Source organism: Amycolatopsis sp. NPDC051128, assembly GCF_040682715.1.
In the GTDB taxonomy this organism is placed as follows: Bacteria; Actinomycetota; Actinomycetes; order Mycobacteriales; family Pseudonocardiaceae; genus Amycolatopsis.
Genome location: NZ_JBFBBN010000001.1, coordinates 363491 through 377551 on the forward strand (window position 1 = coordinate 363491; position 14061 = coordinate 377551).

12 protein-coding genes are annotated in these 14061 nt (G+C 69.1%); 3 read left to right on the forward strand and 9 right to left on the reverse strand.

Translation table 11 applies throughout. The features are described from left to right. Positions 1-54 precede the first annotated feature (54 nt). Positions 55-489, reverse strand: a complete 435-nt coding sequence (locus AB0M82_RS01630; RefSeq protein ID WP_364716499.1) for an Lsr2 family protein — start codon at positions 487-489, stop codon at positions 55-57. A gap of 335 nt (positions 490-824) precedes the next feature. On the opposite strand from AB0M82_RS01630, the gene AB0M82_RS01635 reads away from it, so the two are divergent. From AB0M82_RS01635 to AB0M82_RS01645, 3 genes are all read left to right on the forward strand, one after another. Then, positions 825-1601 carry a Long-chain-fatty-acid--CoA ligase gene (locus AB0M82_RS01635; RefSeq protein WP_364716501.1) on the forward strand — a complete coding sequence of 259 codons (777 nt, stop codon included), beginning with the start codon at positions 825-827 and terminating at the stop codon, positions 1599-1601. 657 nt (positions 1602-2258) lie between these two features. Beyond that, positions 2259-3128 (forward strand): GNAT family N-acetyltransferase, encoded by an 870-nt coding sequence (locus AB0M82_RS01640; protein ID WP_364716502.1) that lies wholly within the window; start codon positions 2259-2261, stop codon positions 3126-3128. Between the two features lie 466 nt (positions 3129-3594). Further along, positions 3595-4374, forward strand: coding sequence for an arginase family protein (locus tag AB0M82_RS01645; RefSeq protein WP_364716504.1), 780 nt, complete (start codon positions 3595-3597; stop codon positions 4372-4374). A 316-nt stretch (positions 4375-4690) separates the two neighbouring features. Here the strand turns inward: AB0M82_RS01645 and AB0M82_RS01650 are convergent, their stop codons facing one another. The 8 genes from AB0M82_RS01650 to AB0M82_RS01685 form a co-directional block, all read right to left on the reverse strand. Then, positions 4691-4996 (reverse strand): VUT family protein, encoded by a 306-nt coding sequence (locus AB0M82_RS01650; RefSeq protein ID WP_364716505.1) that lies wholly within the window; start codon positions 4994-4996, stop codon positions 4691-4693. Positions 4997-5138: 142 nt separating this feature from the next. Then, the gene (locus AB0M82_RS01655) at positions 5139-5780 is read right to left on the reverse strand and encodes a hypothetical protein (protein ID WP_364716508.1); all 642 of its coding nucleotides are present in this window, start codon (positions 5778-5780) and stop codon (positions 5139-5141) included. Further along, a complete protein-coding gene (locus AB0M82_RS01660; protein WP_364716511.1) occupies positions 5777-7633 on the reverse strand; it encodes a TraM recognition domain-containing protein in 1857 nt (618 codons plus the stop codon). The genes AB0M82_RS01655 and AB0M82_RS01660 overlap by 4 nt, the downstream gene beginning before the upstream one ends. Positions 7634-7678: 45 nt before the next feature. Then, entirely contained in the window at positions 7679-8752 is a 1074-nt protein-coding gene (locus AB0M82_RS01665; protein ID WP_364716713.1) for a C40 family peptidase, read from the reverse strand. Positions 8753-8802: 50 nt separating this feature from the next. Next, complete coding sequence (locus AB0M82_RS01670) at positions 8803-10170, reverse strand: ATP-binding protein (protein ID WP_364716513.1); 1368 nt, start codon at positions 10168-10170, stop codon at positions 8803-8805. 167 nt (positions 10171-10337) lie between these two features. Next, the gene (locus AB0M82_RS01675; RefSeq protein ID WP_364716515.1) at positions 10338-11846 is read right to left on the reverse strand and encodes an SCO6880 family protein; all 1509 of its coding nucleotides are present in this window, start codon (positions 11844-11846) and stop codon (positions 10338-10340) included. Further along, entirely contained in the window at positions 11843-13246 is a 1404-nt protein-coding gene (locus tag AB0M82_RS01680) for a hypothetical protein (protein ID WP_364716518.1), read from the reverse strand. Before AB0M82_RS01680 ends, AB0M82_RS01675 begins: the two co-directional genes overlap by 4 nt. After that, a complete protein-coding gene (locus AB0M82_RS01685; protein WP_364716521.1) occupies positions 13243-14058 on the reverse strand; it encodes a hypothetical protein in 816 nt (271 codons plus the stop codon). The genes AB0M82_RS01680 and AB0M82_RS01685 overlap by 4 nt, the downstream gene beginning before the upstream one ends. Between the last annotated feature and the right edge of the window lie 3 nt (positions 14059-14061).

Genomic DNA, 14061 nt, shown 5'->3' on the forward strand with positions numbered 1-14061 from the left:
GGAGTTCTCTCAACTTTCTCTCCAGCGCCGATGTTCAGCGCCGTCCGCCAACTTCTACCTCGTCGCGGCCGCGACCTTCTTGCGCGGAGCACGCTTCCGCGTCGCCGGAGCGGGCTCGTCGACGACGATGGGCTGACCGTCGTTCGCGTCGAATGCCTCAATGATCTCGGCCGAGAGACGGCCACGGTCGGACACCGAGTAGCCGTTGGCGTTCGCCCACTCACGGATCTGGCGCGACCGCTCGCGGTCCGCAGCAGTAGCGCCGGACTTCTTCACCTGCGAAGACTCTCCGGCCGCCAGCCGCATCTTACGGCCGCCGATCCGTCGCCCGGCGGCAATGTAGCGGGCGAGTTCATCGCGTAGCGCGGCCGCGTTGGCGTCGGACAGGTCGATCTCGTAGCTCACCCCGTCCAGGCCAAATGGAACCGTCTGGTTGGCCGCACCGCCGTCGATGTCGTCGACCATCTCCACGAGAACTTTCTGCACCATAACGGAGAAACCTCCAGTGACTCCGGCTGCAAAATAAGATGTGCCGGACGGTGTCACTATAACTCACGACCGTCGAGCTACGCTGCAGTCGCGGCATTGTTTCCGGACGCCTCGATCGTCTTGAGGATCTTCCGCCGCCAGCGGAGCGCGAACTTCACACAGTTGTTGCATCGCCGGTGGCCGTGGCATTCCGGTAGCGGCGGCGCCATCGCGCGGCGAAGGACCAGGCCAGAGTTCTCTCTCGGGTGAGAGCTGTTGTGTTGACTTCGGCCAAATGAGTTGCTGGGACGACCAGTTGTGGGGGCATGATGTCAGTGCTCCGATGCAGGTCGAGGATGGGTGGGATCGTGTTTGTTGTGAACTTGGCTGAGCGGCCAGATCTGTTGGAGCCAGCGCTTGCGCTGGGTGATATCGGGGCCGAGTTCATGCAGCACGACCAGATCGGTGCGCTGACGAGGGCTCGCCGCCTCGCCGTCCGCTGGCCTGAGTACTTCCTGGTCGTTCTCGACGGCGACGTTCCTGTCGCCCGGGCGGTGAGCGTGCCACTGGTTTTCCCTGACACCGAGCGGGCAGAGCTCCCGGATCAGGGTTGGGACGGGATCATCATCTGGGCGATCGAGGACGCACTGGATGAACGACCCCCAACGTGTGTGGCGGCGCTCGACGTGCAGGTCACCAGTGACCGGCGAGGCGAAGGGATAGCTGCGGAGGCGTTGACGTTCTTGCGGCAGTCGGTTCGCGAGCGTGGTCTGAGCCGGCTCGTCATCCCGGTTCGTCCGACGACGAAGGATCAACTCCCGTCGTTGCCCATGGAGCAGTTTCTTGACAGGCGGCGCCCCGACGGGTCATCGGCCGACCCATGGGTTCGTGCTCATGAACGTCTGGGCGGGCAATTCGTCAAGGTGGCGCCGTTTTCCATGACCATCGTCGGCTCTCTCGCCCAGTGGCAGTCGTGGACAGGCAGCTCGCTGGATGAAGGGGCGAACGTGGTCGAAGGCGCTCTGGTGCCGGTGCTGGCATCGACGGAGTTGGATGTCGGTGTCTATGTGGAACCGAACGTCTGGATGGAGCACGCAGTTGGCCAGCCGGAAGCACCTGATGGTGGGTCATGAGTCCGATCTCCTCAACGGCGTGACGGTTGCGCGCGGAGAAGCCTCCTGCTCCCTCAACGCCTTGTTCTCCAGGGCAAGTTCGTTGATGACCTGCGCGTAGGTGCGGACGAGTTGTTCGAGCTCAGCGCAGTGCTTCTTGAGTGCGTCGTGGTCCCGTCGTAGCGGGGTGCAGGGGTCGTAGTTGTCGCGAACCTCTGCGGCGGTCCGACGGGCGTGAACGACGAGCTGCTGGAAGTGGTCGCAGATCGGGGTGCTTTTGAGCGACGACCCAGTACTTGACGTCGGCTTCGACGGCGAGCTGGACAGTGGACAAATTGCCACCGAAAGCATGCAACCGATAGCCACGCTGCGCGAGCGAACGCACGATGCCCTCGGCTTCTGCGGTGTGCTGGCGGCGGTTGTCGCGGCAGTTGGCGTGTCCCGTTGCGGACGTGTCGCGTTCCGGCCAGGCGGTTGAGGTCGTCGGCGCCGTGTTCGTCCATGTTAGACGATGTGGTCGTCGAAGGGGCTGTTGATGTGGCCGTGTCGGGTTAGTGGCTCGGCCATGGTTTCGTGTTCGACCGCGTGATAGCCGACGGAAATTCCGTTGGCGGCCGGTCCCCGACGCGGCAAGATCACGGTGTGACTGTGGCGAGGATGCGGCCGTATGCTGGCTTGGTGGATCTGCGCGCGATGCAGCGGCTGGTGCAGCGGATCTGGTCGTGGGCGAGTCGGTGGCATGTCGGTGATCTGGCGTGGGAGCGTAACCAGCACCTCGGTCGCGAACCTGAATGGCCGACCGCGTTGTGGGAGGCCGAGGGTGAGGTCGTTGCGTGGGGCTGGGCCGAGTTGCCCAACAGCCTGGCTCTCCTGGTGGATCCAGCCTGGCCGGATCTGGCCGCCACCGTGCTCGACTGGTTTTCTGGCATTGCTGCTGCGCCTCAGACGACGGTCACAGTGCTGGACGCCGAGAAGCACTTGATCGCCGCGCTGGAAAGGCATGGATACATCCGCCGGAATTTTCCGTACTTCAACTGGTATATGGCTCATCCGCTGACTGAGTTGCCGCAGCCGGACCTGCCCGAGAGATATCGGGCGCGGCCAGTTCGAGGTGAGGAGGACTTGGCTGGCCGGGTCGCTGTGCACCGGGCCGCTTGGCATCCTTCTCGGGTCACCGAGGGCAGCTATCGCAACGTGATGGCCGCATGGCCGTATCGGGCGGACCTGGACTGGGTTGTCGAGGCTCCGGACGGCAGCCTCGTGGCCAACTGCTTGATCTGGCTGGACGAGCGCAACAAGGTGGGCGAGTTGGAGCCGGTCGGCACCGACCCGCGATTCCGGCGCAGAGGTCTGGCCCGCGCGGTGTGTCTGGCGGCGATGCATGCTCTGCGCGAGGCAGGCGCACGGCATGCGGTGGTGTATCCGGTGCAGGGTCACCCGGACCATCCGGCGCCGGTCCCACTCTACGAGGGCTTGGGATTTCGGCCGTATGCCCGCACGCTCACCTTCACCAAGGGAAACGAGAGCGTCGCGGCCGATGTCGATTAGCTGCATGGTCCGGTGATCCTCGACTTCCTGGCGTCGGGGAGTTTCGGACGTTGTCGGGCGAGTCCGCGCTCTGGCGAAGCCGGAGGATCTCCTGGTGCTGCGCGGCGAGCTGTGCGGCCCAGTCGAGCATGCCGATTTCGTCGCGGTAGCGGCGCAGCCGGTCTACGTACTCCCGCGGTGGGATCGTCCACCGGCCGTGCTGCTTGAGCTGAGCGAAACCGCCGTTCCCCAGTACGCGGTGTCTCATGAGACGCAGAGCATCTGTCCGCGCTGCGCTGCTGGATGGTTTTCGGTGAGCCGAGCCGAGAGTGCTTGGATGCGGCGATGATCGTTGCGTCGGGTCGGCTGCGCCTACTACCGGCATTCTCAAACTGGTTCCGATCCCGTCGTGGCTTGACAACCACATGGGGGAAGCCCCAGGAGCCCTTCGACGGGCCTGGGGTGTGCGCACGTCTACCCTGGACCGATGATCATCGTCGTGCCTTACCACCAGGATGAACGGTTGCCCGACAGCAGCATCCCTCTGCCCGGGTCGGCCGTCATCGAGACCGTCGAAGCCACCTTGCCCGAAGGGGATATCTGGACGCGTCTGGTGGCCTTGTTCGACCTTGTGGCGGATAGGGTGGCCGCCCGGCTCGGGACTGAGGAGGCCATCGCGCCGGTGGTGGTGTCCGGGGACTGCCTGGCCGTGAACGCCACGGTCACGGGTGCGCAACGCGCAGGCCTCGACCCGTCGGTGGTCTGGTTCGACGCGCATGGCGACGTGCATACCCTGCACAGCTCGACCTCCGGCTACCTCGGTGGCATGGCGCTGCGGTTGGTGATGGGCGCGCACGAGGAACGACTCGCCGCACCCTTGGGGCTCCGTCCCCTGACCGAACGCCAGGCGGTGCTCGTCGATGCGCGCGATCTCGACCCTGCTGAGGTCGACTATCTTTCCGGCAGCGACCTCAGGCGCCACCGGGTCGAGGAGCTCCAGGCACCGATGTTGCCCGATGGGCCGCTCGTACTGCACATCGACGTGGACGTGATCAGCACCGACGAACTGCCGGGGATGCGCTTTCCCGCCCCGAACGGCCCCACGCAGCGAGCCGTGCTCGACGCGGCGCGCCGCGTGCTGGCCACAGGCCGTGTCATCGCCATCGACATCGCTTGTCCTTGGCACCCGTCCCGTGACGAGCAGGACACCACTACTCGGGCACGCCTGCTCACCGAACTCCTCACCGCGGCCCGGGCCGGGCTCTGAGATCACGACGCTGGTGCTCGGACGACATGCCACCCCCGTCCCGCGCCGGCGCCCGCCGGTATGGGCTGGGGTGCGGACAGAACGGTGATGTCGCCCCGACTCGTCGCTGTGAGAACACGTTTGCCGAGCCGCACGAGACCGGCACTGCGTGTACCCCTGAGACGGTTCCAGACAAACTGAAGAACCGCCGGAGTCGCAGGCCCAGTCGCATGACGCGACCGGCAAAGTCTTGTACCGGCGCAGAGTTCGGTCGGACACGAACAACGGCACATCGAGCAGCGCCAGCCAGTGGGGCCGATGAACCCGAGCAGGAACCTCATGACCGGCGACGGACGATGGCAGTCACGATCGTTCTGGCAAGGACGCCGTACGCTTTGCCCAGCAGCTGACCTGGCGTCAGTGCGAGCGAAGCGAACGCGATCGCCGGGAACAGCAGCGAATCGACCGTGACGCCGACGACCCCGCTGCACAGCACCGCAACGACGGCGCCGCGGCGCTGGACGGTGCCGGAGTACACCGCCGCGTCGAGCACTTCGCTGACAGCGAAGGACACCGCCGACGCCGTCGCGATGGCCGGGCCGGCAACCACGTAGGACAGCACCGTGCCGAGAACGACAGCCACTAATGAGATCCCTAGCCCGGCGAGGCGTTGCACCCAGCCAGCCAGTTCACGCCGACGACGCACGCGATGTACAGCGCAACCACCGACACGCGTGCGAGCCGGGTGCTCGATTCGCACGTCCACGACCGGCGCGCGTAGGCGATCATGGCCGACCGGGCACGGTCAGCTGGTCGTCGACGCGGGCCTCTTCCGCTGCCCGTGCCTCCCGTTCGCGATGTTCCAGCGTGAAACGATCGGGGCGAGCCGGTGCGCCGGCGGTCTTGTGGCCGTCGGATCGGCAGCGTTGATGGACCCATTCGGTGGCCATGCGCTCGGCGAAGCCGGGGCGCCAGTGGTCGTGCCAGTACTGCGCATCGCGGGCGGTGGCTTTCTTGCCCAGATGGGCTTCGCGCCAGGTGTAGGTGAGGGTGGCCAGTTCGGCGACCAAGCCAGGATGGTCGAGCCAGCAGTCGGGGATGGCGACCGCGCGGGTACCGGGATTGCCGACGTAGGTCTCGTTGTAGTACTGCACGAAGTGCGCGATCGTGAACAGCGGTGTGTCCCCGTGATGCTGCTTGTCCTCGGCCGCGTCCGGCGGCAGGAACATCAGCCACCGCGCCAGTCGTGGATCACTCTCCGGCTCATCGGTCAGCTCCGCGAGTTTCTCCGACAACTGCTCGATCTGCCGCCCCAGGGCCTTTGCCAGCGTCTCCAACCCGGCAACCACCTCGTCGAGCTCATCCAGCGACCGCGGCTCCGACCGGTCCCGATCGTCGGGGCGCTCGGCGATGTCGTCGTCGCTCATCGCAGATCACCCACACCAGGCAGGGTCAGCGGGTAGCCGTCAGGAGCAATTGCAGCCTGCCCGGAGCGGATCGCGGCGACGTCAGCCTGCAGCTGGGGCCAGTCCGGGCGTTGCTCGACGTCGACGGTGTGGCCGAGGATCGGGCGGAGGTTGCCGTGCAGGATCAGCACCCGTCCGCGGTCGAGGGTGCGGATGTCCCCGGCGCGCAGCGTCGGGACGGTCTCCTCACCGCTGGCGCCGCGCCCGACGCTGAACACTCCGTCGCTGTGGTGCTGGTGGGTTCGGCGGCGGTGCTGCCCGGACAATGTGGACAGCCACTCCAGGGTTTTGTCGTCCTTCAGCCCGGGGAACGCGGTCAGGGTGAGGGTGTTGTCGATCAGCTGCAGCCGGCCTGGCTCGCGGTAGAGCTCGTCCAGCTGGGAGCGTGACTGCGCGGACCAGTGGATCAGCACGCCGCGGCCGGCGGAGTCGGCGATGATCCCCGGCAGCCGCGGCACCGGCGTCCCCGCGAACAGCTCATCCAGGATCGCGGTCGTTGGTGGTTCCAGCCGGCGGCGTTCGCGGCGCAGTGCGGTGTCCTGGGCGGTGGTGAGGATCTGCTCGACCAGCGCGGTCAGCACCGGCCGGGCCTGCGGGGCTTGGTGTTCCCCGGCGATGATGAACAGGCTGCCGCGGCGGTGCAGGAACTCGTCGATGTCGAGTTCCTCGCTGGGGCTCGGGGTGGCGAAGTAGCGGATGGCCGGGTTCATGAACGGTTCGATCGCGCGGCGGACCGACATCCAGACCGCGTCCGAGGTCTCGGCGACCATCCCGATCTCCGACTCCAGGTTCTGCGCCAGCTGCGGATACTGCTGCTCCAGCAACTCGACCGGTTCCCGGTCGGCGGGTTTCGCGATCGACCACCGCACGAGATGGTCGACGGTGCGGTGGTGGGTGGCGGCGGCGAGCAGGTACGCCTGCATGACGATGGTCGCCCGGCCTCGGAACACGGCGTCGTTGCCGCCGACGTTCTCCAGGCCGAGCGAGGACGCTTCGATCAGCGTCTCTGCGCGGCGGAGTGCGACGGCGGGGTCGGCGCAGCCGGTGACCGGGGACCAGCGCGCGTGTGCCGGCCAGGACAGGGAGCCGGTGGCGTCGATCACCAGCACCGGCCCGGCGCCCGGGCGGCGGGTGCGGGCCAGCAGGCACCACTCCGCGAGGTCGTTCTTGGTCGTCGACGCGACCAGGGCGCCCGGTGCGGCGAGCACCTTGTGCACCAGGTCGGTGCGGCTCTTGCCCGAGCGGGTCGGCGCGATGGTCCCGGTCGGAGTCTCCAACGACGTCACCAGCTGCTCGCAGCGGGGACCGCGGTGCAGTGGGACCGCGATCTCCTCGACCGGAGCGGTCCGGCGTTGCTGGTCGGTGAGGTCACCCCGGGTCCACACCGCGGTCTTACGCGCGGCCGCGACCGACAGGTTCTTGGCCAGGTCGCGGCGGGTGGCGTGTCCGGCATCGGTCGGCGCCACCCGCCGCCAGACCGGGATCGCACTGCCGACGGTCAGGCCGGCGGCGAGCATGGTGATCGTGGTGAACCAGATGTAGAACGCCAGCTGGTGATCGCCGACCGCGCCCGACCACGGGACCGGCAACGCCGGACCGGGATCAGCGGCGTGGAAGGCGACCGTCAGCGCGAAGCTCGGCCACGCGGTGACCGGCGGCCACGTCCAGCCGCCGGCATGAAAGCCGGTGACCACGACCGCGGCGATGACGACGATCGCGCCCAGCGCGCAAAGGACTGCCAGGGCGGCGACCGCGAGGCCCATCAGGGCGACGTCGCGGTCCAGGTTGAGGGTGTCGGTGCGTGTGCGCGGCATCGGCCGCTCCTCCCGGACAGCGGGAGAGCGGCACCACGGCGACGTTCATCGGAGTGGGCTCCCTCCCTGTGGCGGGGAGGGCAAAGGGGAGTCGGCGATCCGGCGGATCGCGACGATCTTCGAAGTCCAGGCCGAGAGCGGTTCGAGGATGACGCCGGTGTCGGTGTCGTAGGCGTCGACGATCAGCCCGTGCCCGGCGTACATCCCGACATGCCGCGGCACCTGCGCGCTGCCGAACGCCCCGGGGATCAACAGCAGATCCCCAGGCTCGACCTGCTCGATCGAGGAGACGGCGTGCCCGGCATGGACCTGACTGACCGTCCCCGCCGGGATGCCGATTCCAGCGGCGGCCCAGGAGGCGAGCATCAACCCCGAGCAGTCGTAGGCGTCCGGGCCTTTCGCGCCCCACACGTACGGTTTGCCGAGCTGGCCCAGGGCGAACCCGACCGCGGCACGCTGGCGGACATCGGTCGGCAGCGTGAACCCCGGCGGTACCTTCGTCGGATCGATCTGGTCGGGGTCGCGGGGGACGTCGGATCCGCCCTGGTCTGGGCACAGCGTCTTCGCCTGCACCGCTTCCGTGCTGCCTCCGGGCGGTGGGGGTGGGGTGGGGTTGTCGGGGCCGGTCCAGAAGCGATCCACGATCGCTGCGGCAGCGGGCTCGCGCGGGGCGTAGCGGTCTGGGAAACCGCTGCGCTGCACCGCCTGCTCCGCCCTTCCCGGGGCCATGGTGTCCCAGCCGGACACCGCGATGAGGGCGTCCAGGAATCTTCCGGTGGCGTAGACGGGGTTGAGGATCTGCTCGCGGGTGCCCCAGCCTTGGCTCGGGCGCTGCTGGAACACCCCGATCGAGTCGCGATCGCCGTAGTCGAGATTGCGCAGCCCGGACTCGACCATCGCAGTGGCGATCGCGAGGACCGCGGCCCGCCGCGGCAGCCGCCGCTGCTGAACGACGTCGACGATGGTGCGGGCGATGTCCATCTCGTCGGCGCCCAGCTGCTGCCGGTCCACCATGATCGATCCGCCGCCCGGGCCGCCCTGCTCACAGCCGCTCAGCTGGACGACCGTCGCGGTCGCGGCCGGCACGACGACGAGGGCCAGGGCGAGGATCGGCAGCATCACCAACCCGACCAGTGCACCGGCTACGCCAGCAAGAACTCCGGTGCGGCTCACGACGACACCGCCGAGGGGCCTTCGTGCGTCAGCGGATTCGGCTTCCGGACGAGTTGACTGTTGGTGTCGAAGATCTGCCGCTCAATCCGGCTGAGCACGGTCTGCACCTTGAGCCCGGTCCGGTTCTCGATCTTCCACAGCGCCCGGCCCTGGCGGTCGTTGGCCCATCCGGTCGTGGCTTCCTGTTCTTTTCCCGATAAGGCGAGGACATCGGCCAGTTCGCTCGCCACCCGGGTCGACTGTCCAAGCAGGACGCGGATTGAGCACAGGGCGAGCAGATCGCGGGCGATGGCGACCTCTTGAGAGCCGGTGGCGCCGACGGAGAGGAAGTCGCCGGGCTTGTGGCTGACCAGCACCTGGATCTTGCGTTCCGCGCGGGACAGCCGTAGTTCACTGTCGACGGCCTGGACCGCGCGCAGCCCGAGCCGCAGTTGCCGCCAGATCTCGTCGCGGACGACGATCCGCAGCTCTCCGTCCTCCTGCAGATCCGTGGCCAGCGACGACCATGAGCCCAGGCAGGTCAACGCGACGGCGACCGCCTGATCGCCGCGGGTGCGTAACCGCGAGAGATCCAGGCTTTGGATCGGGGCGTCCCAGTCGACGGTGAAATTCGTGGCTGCGTCGAACAGGCCGGCCAGCGGTCCGCTGATCAGGTTGGCCAGCGCATCGGTGATCGACCGGAGGTGGTCCAGGAATTGGCGGCGGCCGGCGAAGCGCAGCTCCTGCCAGAGCTGCTCATCCGGGTCCGACAGCGCCCGGTGAACGTCGGGGATGGTGATCGGCGTCAGGCTGGAGTAGCCGTCGGTGACGCCGAGCAGCTGCCGCAGCACCGCCGAGAGGGCGGCCTCGTCGGTGACGGTGGGCCGATAGCCCTGGGCTTCGCCCAACGCGACCAGCAGCTGCACCCACCGGCCCAGGACCCCGTCGACTTCGTCGCGTTGCCGGTCAGCTGACCAGCCGTCCCAGCGGGCGGCCAGGGGGCCGAGGTCGAGGGCGTTGAGGCGGGCGCTGCTGCCGCGGCCGAGCATGATCGGCGTGACACCGAGCGCGTTCAGCAGCGGGGTGTATTCGCCTTTGACGTCGCCGGAGATCAGGGTGCGGACGCCGGTGAGCATCATCCGCAGCAGAAACGCCACCACCGTACTGCTCTTGCCGCGGCCGGGTTCGCCGAACAGGACCATGTTCGGGTTGGTGCAGATCGAGCGCAGGACGAACTCGACCGGATGCAGGTAGAACGCGCCGCCGGAGTGGACGTCGTAGCCGATCCGCGCACCGACCGCCGGCAGCGGACTCGCTGCCAGCAGCGGGAACAGGCCGCCGATCTCGTGGGTTCCGGCCTGATAGATCTGCAGCGGCGCTGCCACGGGCGACCAGCCGTACCCCGGGCGGGCGAAGCCTCGCCGCGGTGCCGCTCGCCGGTTCACTCGCGCACCCCGATCGTCCGGACGCCGACGTCCGGGTGACCGCGTGCTGAGGGCAGGCCCGAAGGTGGCGAGCAGTTCCGCGGCGGTCCGTTCGTCGTCGCGGCCGCTCACGGCACACCGCCCCGCAGCCGAGGCAACCCCACACCGACCGGCAGGACGGCGGCGACGAACCCCGCATCCTGGGCCAGTTCCATCCGCAGGAGCTGGAAGCGGCCAGCGATGTCGTTCTCCAACCGGGCGGCGTGGTCCTCGACGTTCCAGGTCTCGGGGATCGTGACCGCGGCGGCGACGGCGAAGCGGATGATCCCGTGCCCGGCCGCGACCGCGTGCTCCTGCGCACGCGCCCCGCCTGCCTCGCGGGCTTCGGCTGCACCGGAATTGAAGCCCTTCGCCGACTTCCAGTCCCGCACCACACCGGTGCGGAACCGCAGCCGGCGCACAGCCTTGCGGGACCGGTGCTGGGACAAGGTCTCGTAGTGGATGGCCAGGCTGCGTCGCTCGCCGGCGGTCTTGACCGCCAGCAGCCCGCCCAGCGACCCGAACACCGTCCCGGCCTCCGGCATCAACACCGAGAAAGACACGGTCGCGAAACCGTCGTGGTAGTAGGCCCGCGCCGACGGCGCCGGAGCGTGCACGGGACCCGCCGTCGCCCAGCGCACGCCGGCGTCGCCGCCGGCCTGGTGGCGACGCGCGGCGAGACCGGCGGAGCTGGCTGGGTTGAACCCGGTGCGGATCGCCACCGCCAGCTCCGGGCCCGAGAGCCACTGGACGCCGGTGGCGCCGAGAGACTTGAGCTTGTCCTCGAGCCCGTCCAGCACGCGGTAGAGCACGGCGGCCCGGCCGGCGACCCCGCCGCCAGCGGCGGCAGCGGGGCGGCGGAGGGCGTCTTCGGTGCCGGAGAGCGTGACGAACACTTCGTGCCGGACCGACACCGCTCCGACCAGCCGATCCAGCTCCGCGGCCGCCTGGTGCGCGAGCGCGGGGGCGCCGGGGACGTCGTGTTCGGCGCGCCAGGCGTGGTAGTCGGCGCCGTCGTCGGGAACGGTGCGCACCAGCAGGCTCATCCGGTCGATGACCTCGAGGTGCCCGATCGACAGCAGCAGGTTGCCGAGCCGGTTGGCCAGCCGCTCGCACTGGGCGTCCGAGAGCATCCCGACCCCGGCGTGGGTCAGGCGGGCGGTGGCGCCCCACCGTCCGTCGGCGGTGTCGTGGATCAAGCAAACGCGGCCGACGTCTCGTAGAGGCGGCCCGTCGGGGAACCGCAGCCGGGCCAGCACCCCGGGTAGATCCGGCTCATCGAGATCCTCGGCCTGCCCGGCGACCGCGCGCGACTGCCACCGCGACCAGCCCAGCGCGGTCCCGGCGCGGTAGAGCAACAGATGCCCCAGCCACCGTAGCGCCGGACGGCCGCGCACCGGGACCACCACCAGCGCCGCCGCCGTGCCGCAGAGCCCGCCCAGCGCGAGAGCCTGCCCGAAGCGGCCGGCCGCCAGCGCGAGAATCACCGGCACGGCCAGCCCCACGCACACGAACGCCTGTACGGGCGTCAGGCCGATGATCCAGCCCGCGCGTTCCTTGCGGGACAGTCCTTTGTAGATTCGTATCGCCGCGATCACAGCAGCACCGCCGCGTCCTCGGCTTCACCGGCCGCGGCACCGCCGCCGTCATCCGGCGGCGGACCGCCCGGAGGTTTGGGGGCCGGCGGTGTGGGTGGGCCCGTGTCGCCGGGCGGGTCCGGTGGTGGCGACTTCCCATCGTCTTCGCTGTCGTCAACAGGCCCGGTCACGCTCGCGTCCCCGGCCTCGGCAACAGGCGGAGCTATCGTCTCAGCAGCCGAGTCGGCCTTCGATTCTTCGACACCGCCGGACTTCTCGGCCGCGGATGCGTCGCCGCCTGGAACTGCGCCGGTCGCGTCCGCCGTGCCGGATGCGTGCTCGTCGTCGGTCGCGTCGGGCGGCCCGATGGCCGTGTCGTCTTCGGCGGCGGCCTGGTCGAAGCGCTCGACGTTCGCCTGTTCTTGGCCGTCGCCCCCGTCTTCCCCATCGCCGCTGGTTCCGTTGCCGCTCAGCTCTTGACGGGCCTTGTTCCCGAACGCTCCGGCTATGCGTCCGGCGATGCTGTTGGCGCCGTAGGAGTCCAGACCGGCATCGGAGAGCTTGTCGCGGAACACCCCTTGCGGGTCGGCGTTGGGATCGATGAAGGCGAAGAGTTTGAACAGCACCAGCGGCACGCACAGTGCGACGAACAGCACCCCGATGCCGGCCAGCAGCCCGGACAGGCCCTGCGCGCCGCCGACGATCGCGACAGCCAGCACCACGACGAACGCCAGGGCGGGTTTCATCACGATGGCGACCAGGCCCCAGCGGACGACTTTCCAGTACCACCGCGCGGTCGCATCGGCCACGAGTCCGGCCGCGGCGATGGGGATCGTGGCGACCAGTAGGTAGATCGCGGCCTCGCGGAACACCGCCTCGAACGCGAACCCCAAGCCCGCGGGGATCACCCCGAAAGCACCGGCGAGACCAAGCACGACGTTCTTGACCTCGTCCGAGAGGGCGTCGGTGAATCCGGTCATGTTCAACGCGTCGCGGAAGTTCCCCACGCGCAGCCCGGTGGACAGGATCGCTTCGGTCAGGCCGTCTGCGGCGGCGAGGAGCGCCGCGACCACGCTCACGGTGATGGCGAGGGCGATCCCGTACTGGATGGGGCCGGTGATCAGGCGGAGGAAGCCGCGGCCGCCGTGCAGGACCGTGGTGATGATCTGCCAAAAGAACATGCCCAGCGCGATGGCCCCGGAGATCCACAGCGTCATCGGCCACAAGATCGAGACGGGTCCGTCTGTTGTGGACACAGTGAAGATGGAGAATTGGTCTACGAGCTGAAACGCGGTGCGCAGGATGAACAAGGCCGCGGCCCAGGTGGCCGCCATGAGCGGCTCCAGGACCCCGCTGGCGGTCGCCCTGATCCCGAGGCCGGCCAGCCCGCCCAGCTTTTCCAGCAATTCCAGGGACGTCATCGGACGCCGTCCCGGTGCAGGGGCCGGTAGCCGGCGGTGACCGATTCGGCGCTGCCCGGCCACGCGCAGGTCGCGTAGGCCGCGCGGGTGCCCGGGGCGATGCGCCAGGCGGTGCCGGTCCAGCGCAGGGCCTGGCAGTCGCCGATGCCCATGCTCGTGGCCTGGCCCTGGTAGTCGAAGCTCAGCTGCCCGAGCGTGCACACCACCGCGAACCGGCCGCCGTCGGCGGTGCCCTTGATCAGACCCTGGGTGACCTCGTAGGTCACGGTCAAGCCGGGTTTGAGCTCGCCAGGGCGTATGTCGGCGCGGTCGCGGAACGAGGTCAGCAGCGCGAGCGGGCCACTGCCTTGGGGGGCGGGTGCGTGTGGGAGCGCGGACTCGCTGTAGGCGCGCACGTAGGTGGCTGGGTCGCCGCCGCGCAGTGCGGTCTCGTTGAAATCGGTCAGCCAGCCGAGCGCGCCTTCCGCGGTGGCCGGGAACCCGTCGGAGATCACGCGGTTCGCGATCGGCGCCGGTCGCGGAACGGTGATCGGCGGGCCGGTCGTTGCGGTGGTGAGCTCGTGCGGCAGGGCCGCCTCGGGTGGCAGGGTCAGCATAGGACGGCTGGCCAGCGCGGTCGCCTCGTCGACCGGTGCCGTGGGTGTGGCCGTGGGCGCGGCGCCGGGCGGGGGCGTTGTTGTCGGCGGCGCAGGCGGTGCCGTTGCGTGCCGAGCAATGACTACGACCGCGATGGCCGCCACGAGCACGGCGGTGACGGTGATCCAGCGGCGGGCACGAGTGCGGGCGCGTGGGGATGGCGTGGTGGTGAACATGGC

Bases quoted from the DNA above. Each gene is read 5' to 3' on its own strand.
- AB0M82_RS01630 (WP_364716499.1), bottom strand. From the start codon at position 489: ATGGTGCAGAAAGTTCTCGTGGAGATGGTCGACGACATCGACGGCGGT.
- AB0M82_RS01635 (WP_364716501.1), top strand. From the start codon at position 825: ATGGGTGGGATCGTGTTTGTTGTGAACTTGGCTGAGCGGCCAGATCTG.
- AB0M82_RS01645 (WP_364716504.1), top strand. From the start codon at position 3,595: ATGATCATCGTCGTGCCTTACCACCAGGATGAACGGTTGCCCGACAGC.
- AB0M82_RS01655 (WP_364716508.1), bottom strand. From the start codon at position 5,780: ATGAGCGACGACGACATCGCCGAGCGCCCCGACGATCGGGACCGGTCG.
- AB0M82_RS01660 (WP_364716511.1), bottom strand. From the start codon at position 7,633: ATGCCGCGCACACGCACCGACACCCTCAACCTGGACCGCGACGTCGCC.
- AB0M82_RS01665 (WP_364716713.1), bottom strand. From the start codon at position 8,752: ATGCTGCCGATCCTCGCCCTGGCCCTCGTCGTCGTGCCGGCCGCGACC.
- AB0M82_RS01680 (WP_364716518.1), bottom strand. From the start codon at position 13,246: ATGACGTCCCTGGAATTGCTGGAAAAGCTGGGCGGGCTGGCCGGCCTC.
- AB0M82_RS01685 (WP_364716521.1), bottom strand. From the start codon at position 14,058: ATGTTCACCACCACGCCATCCCCACGCGCCCGCACTCGTGCCCGCCGC.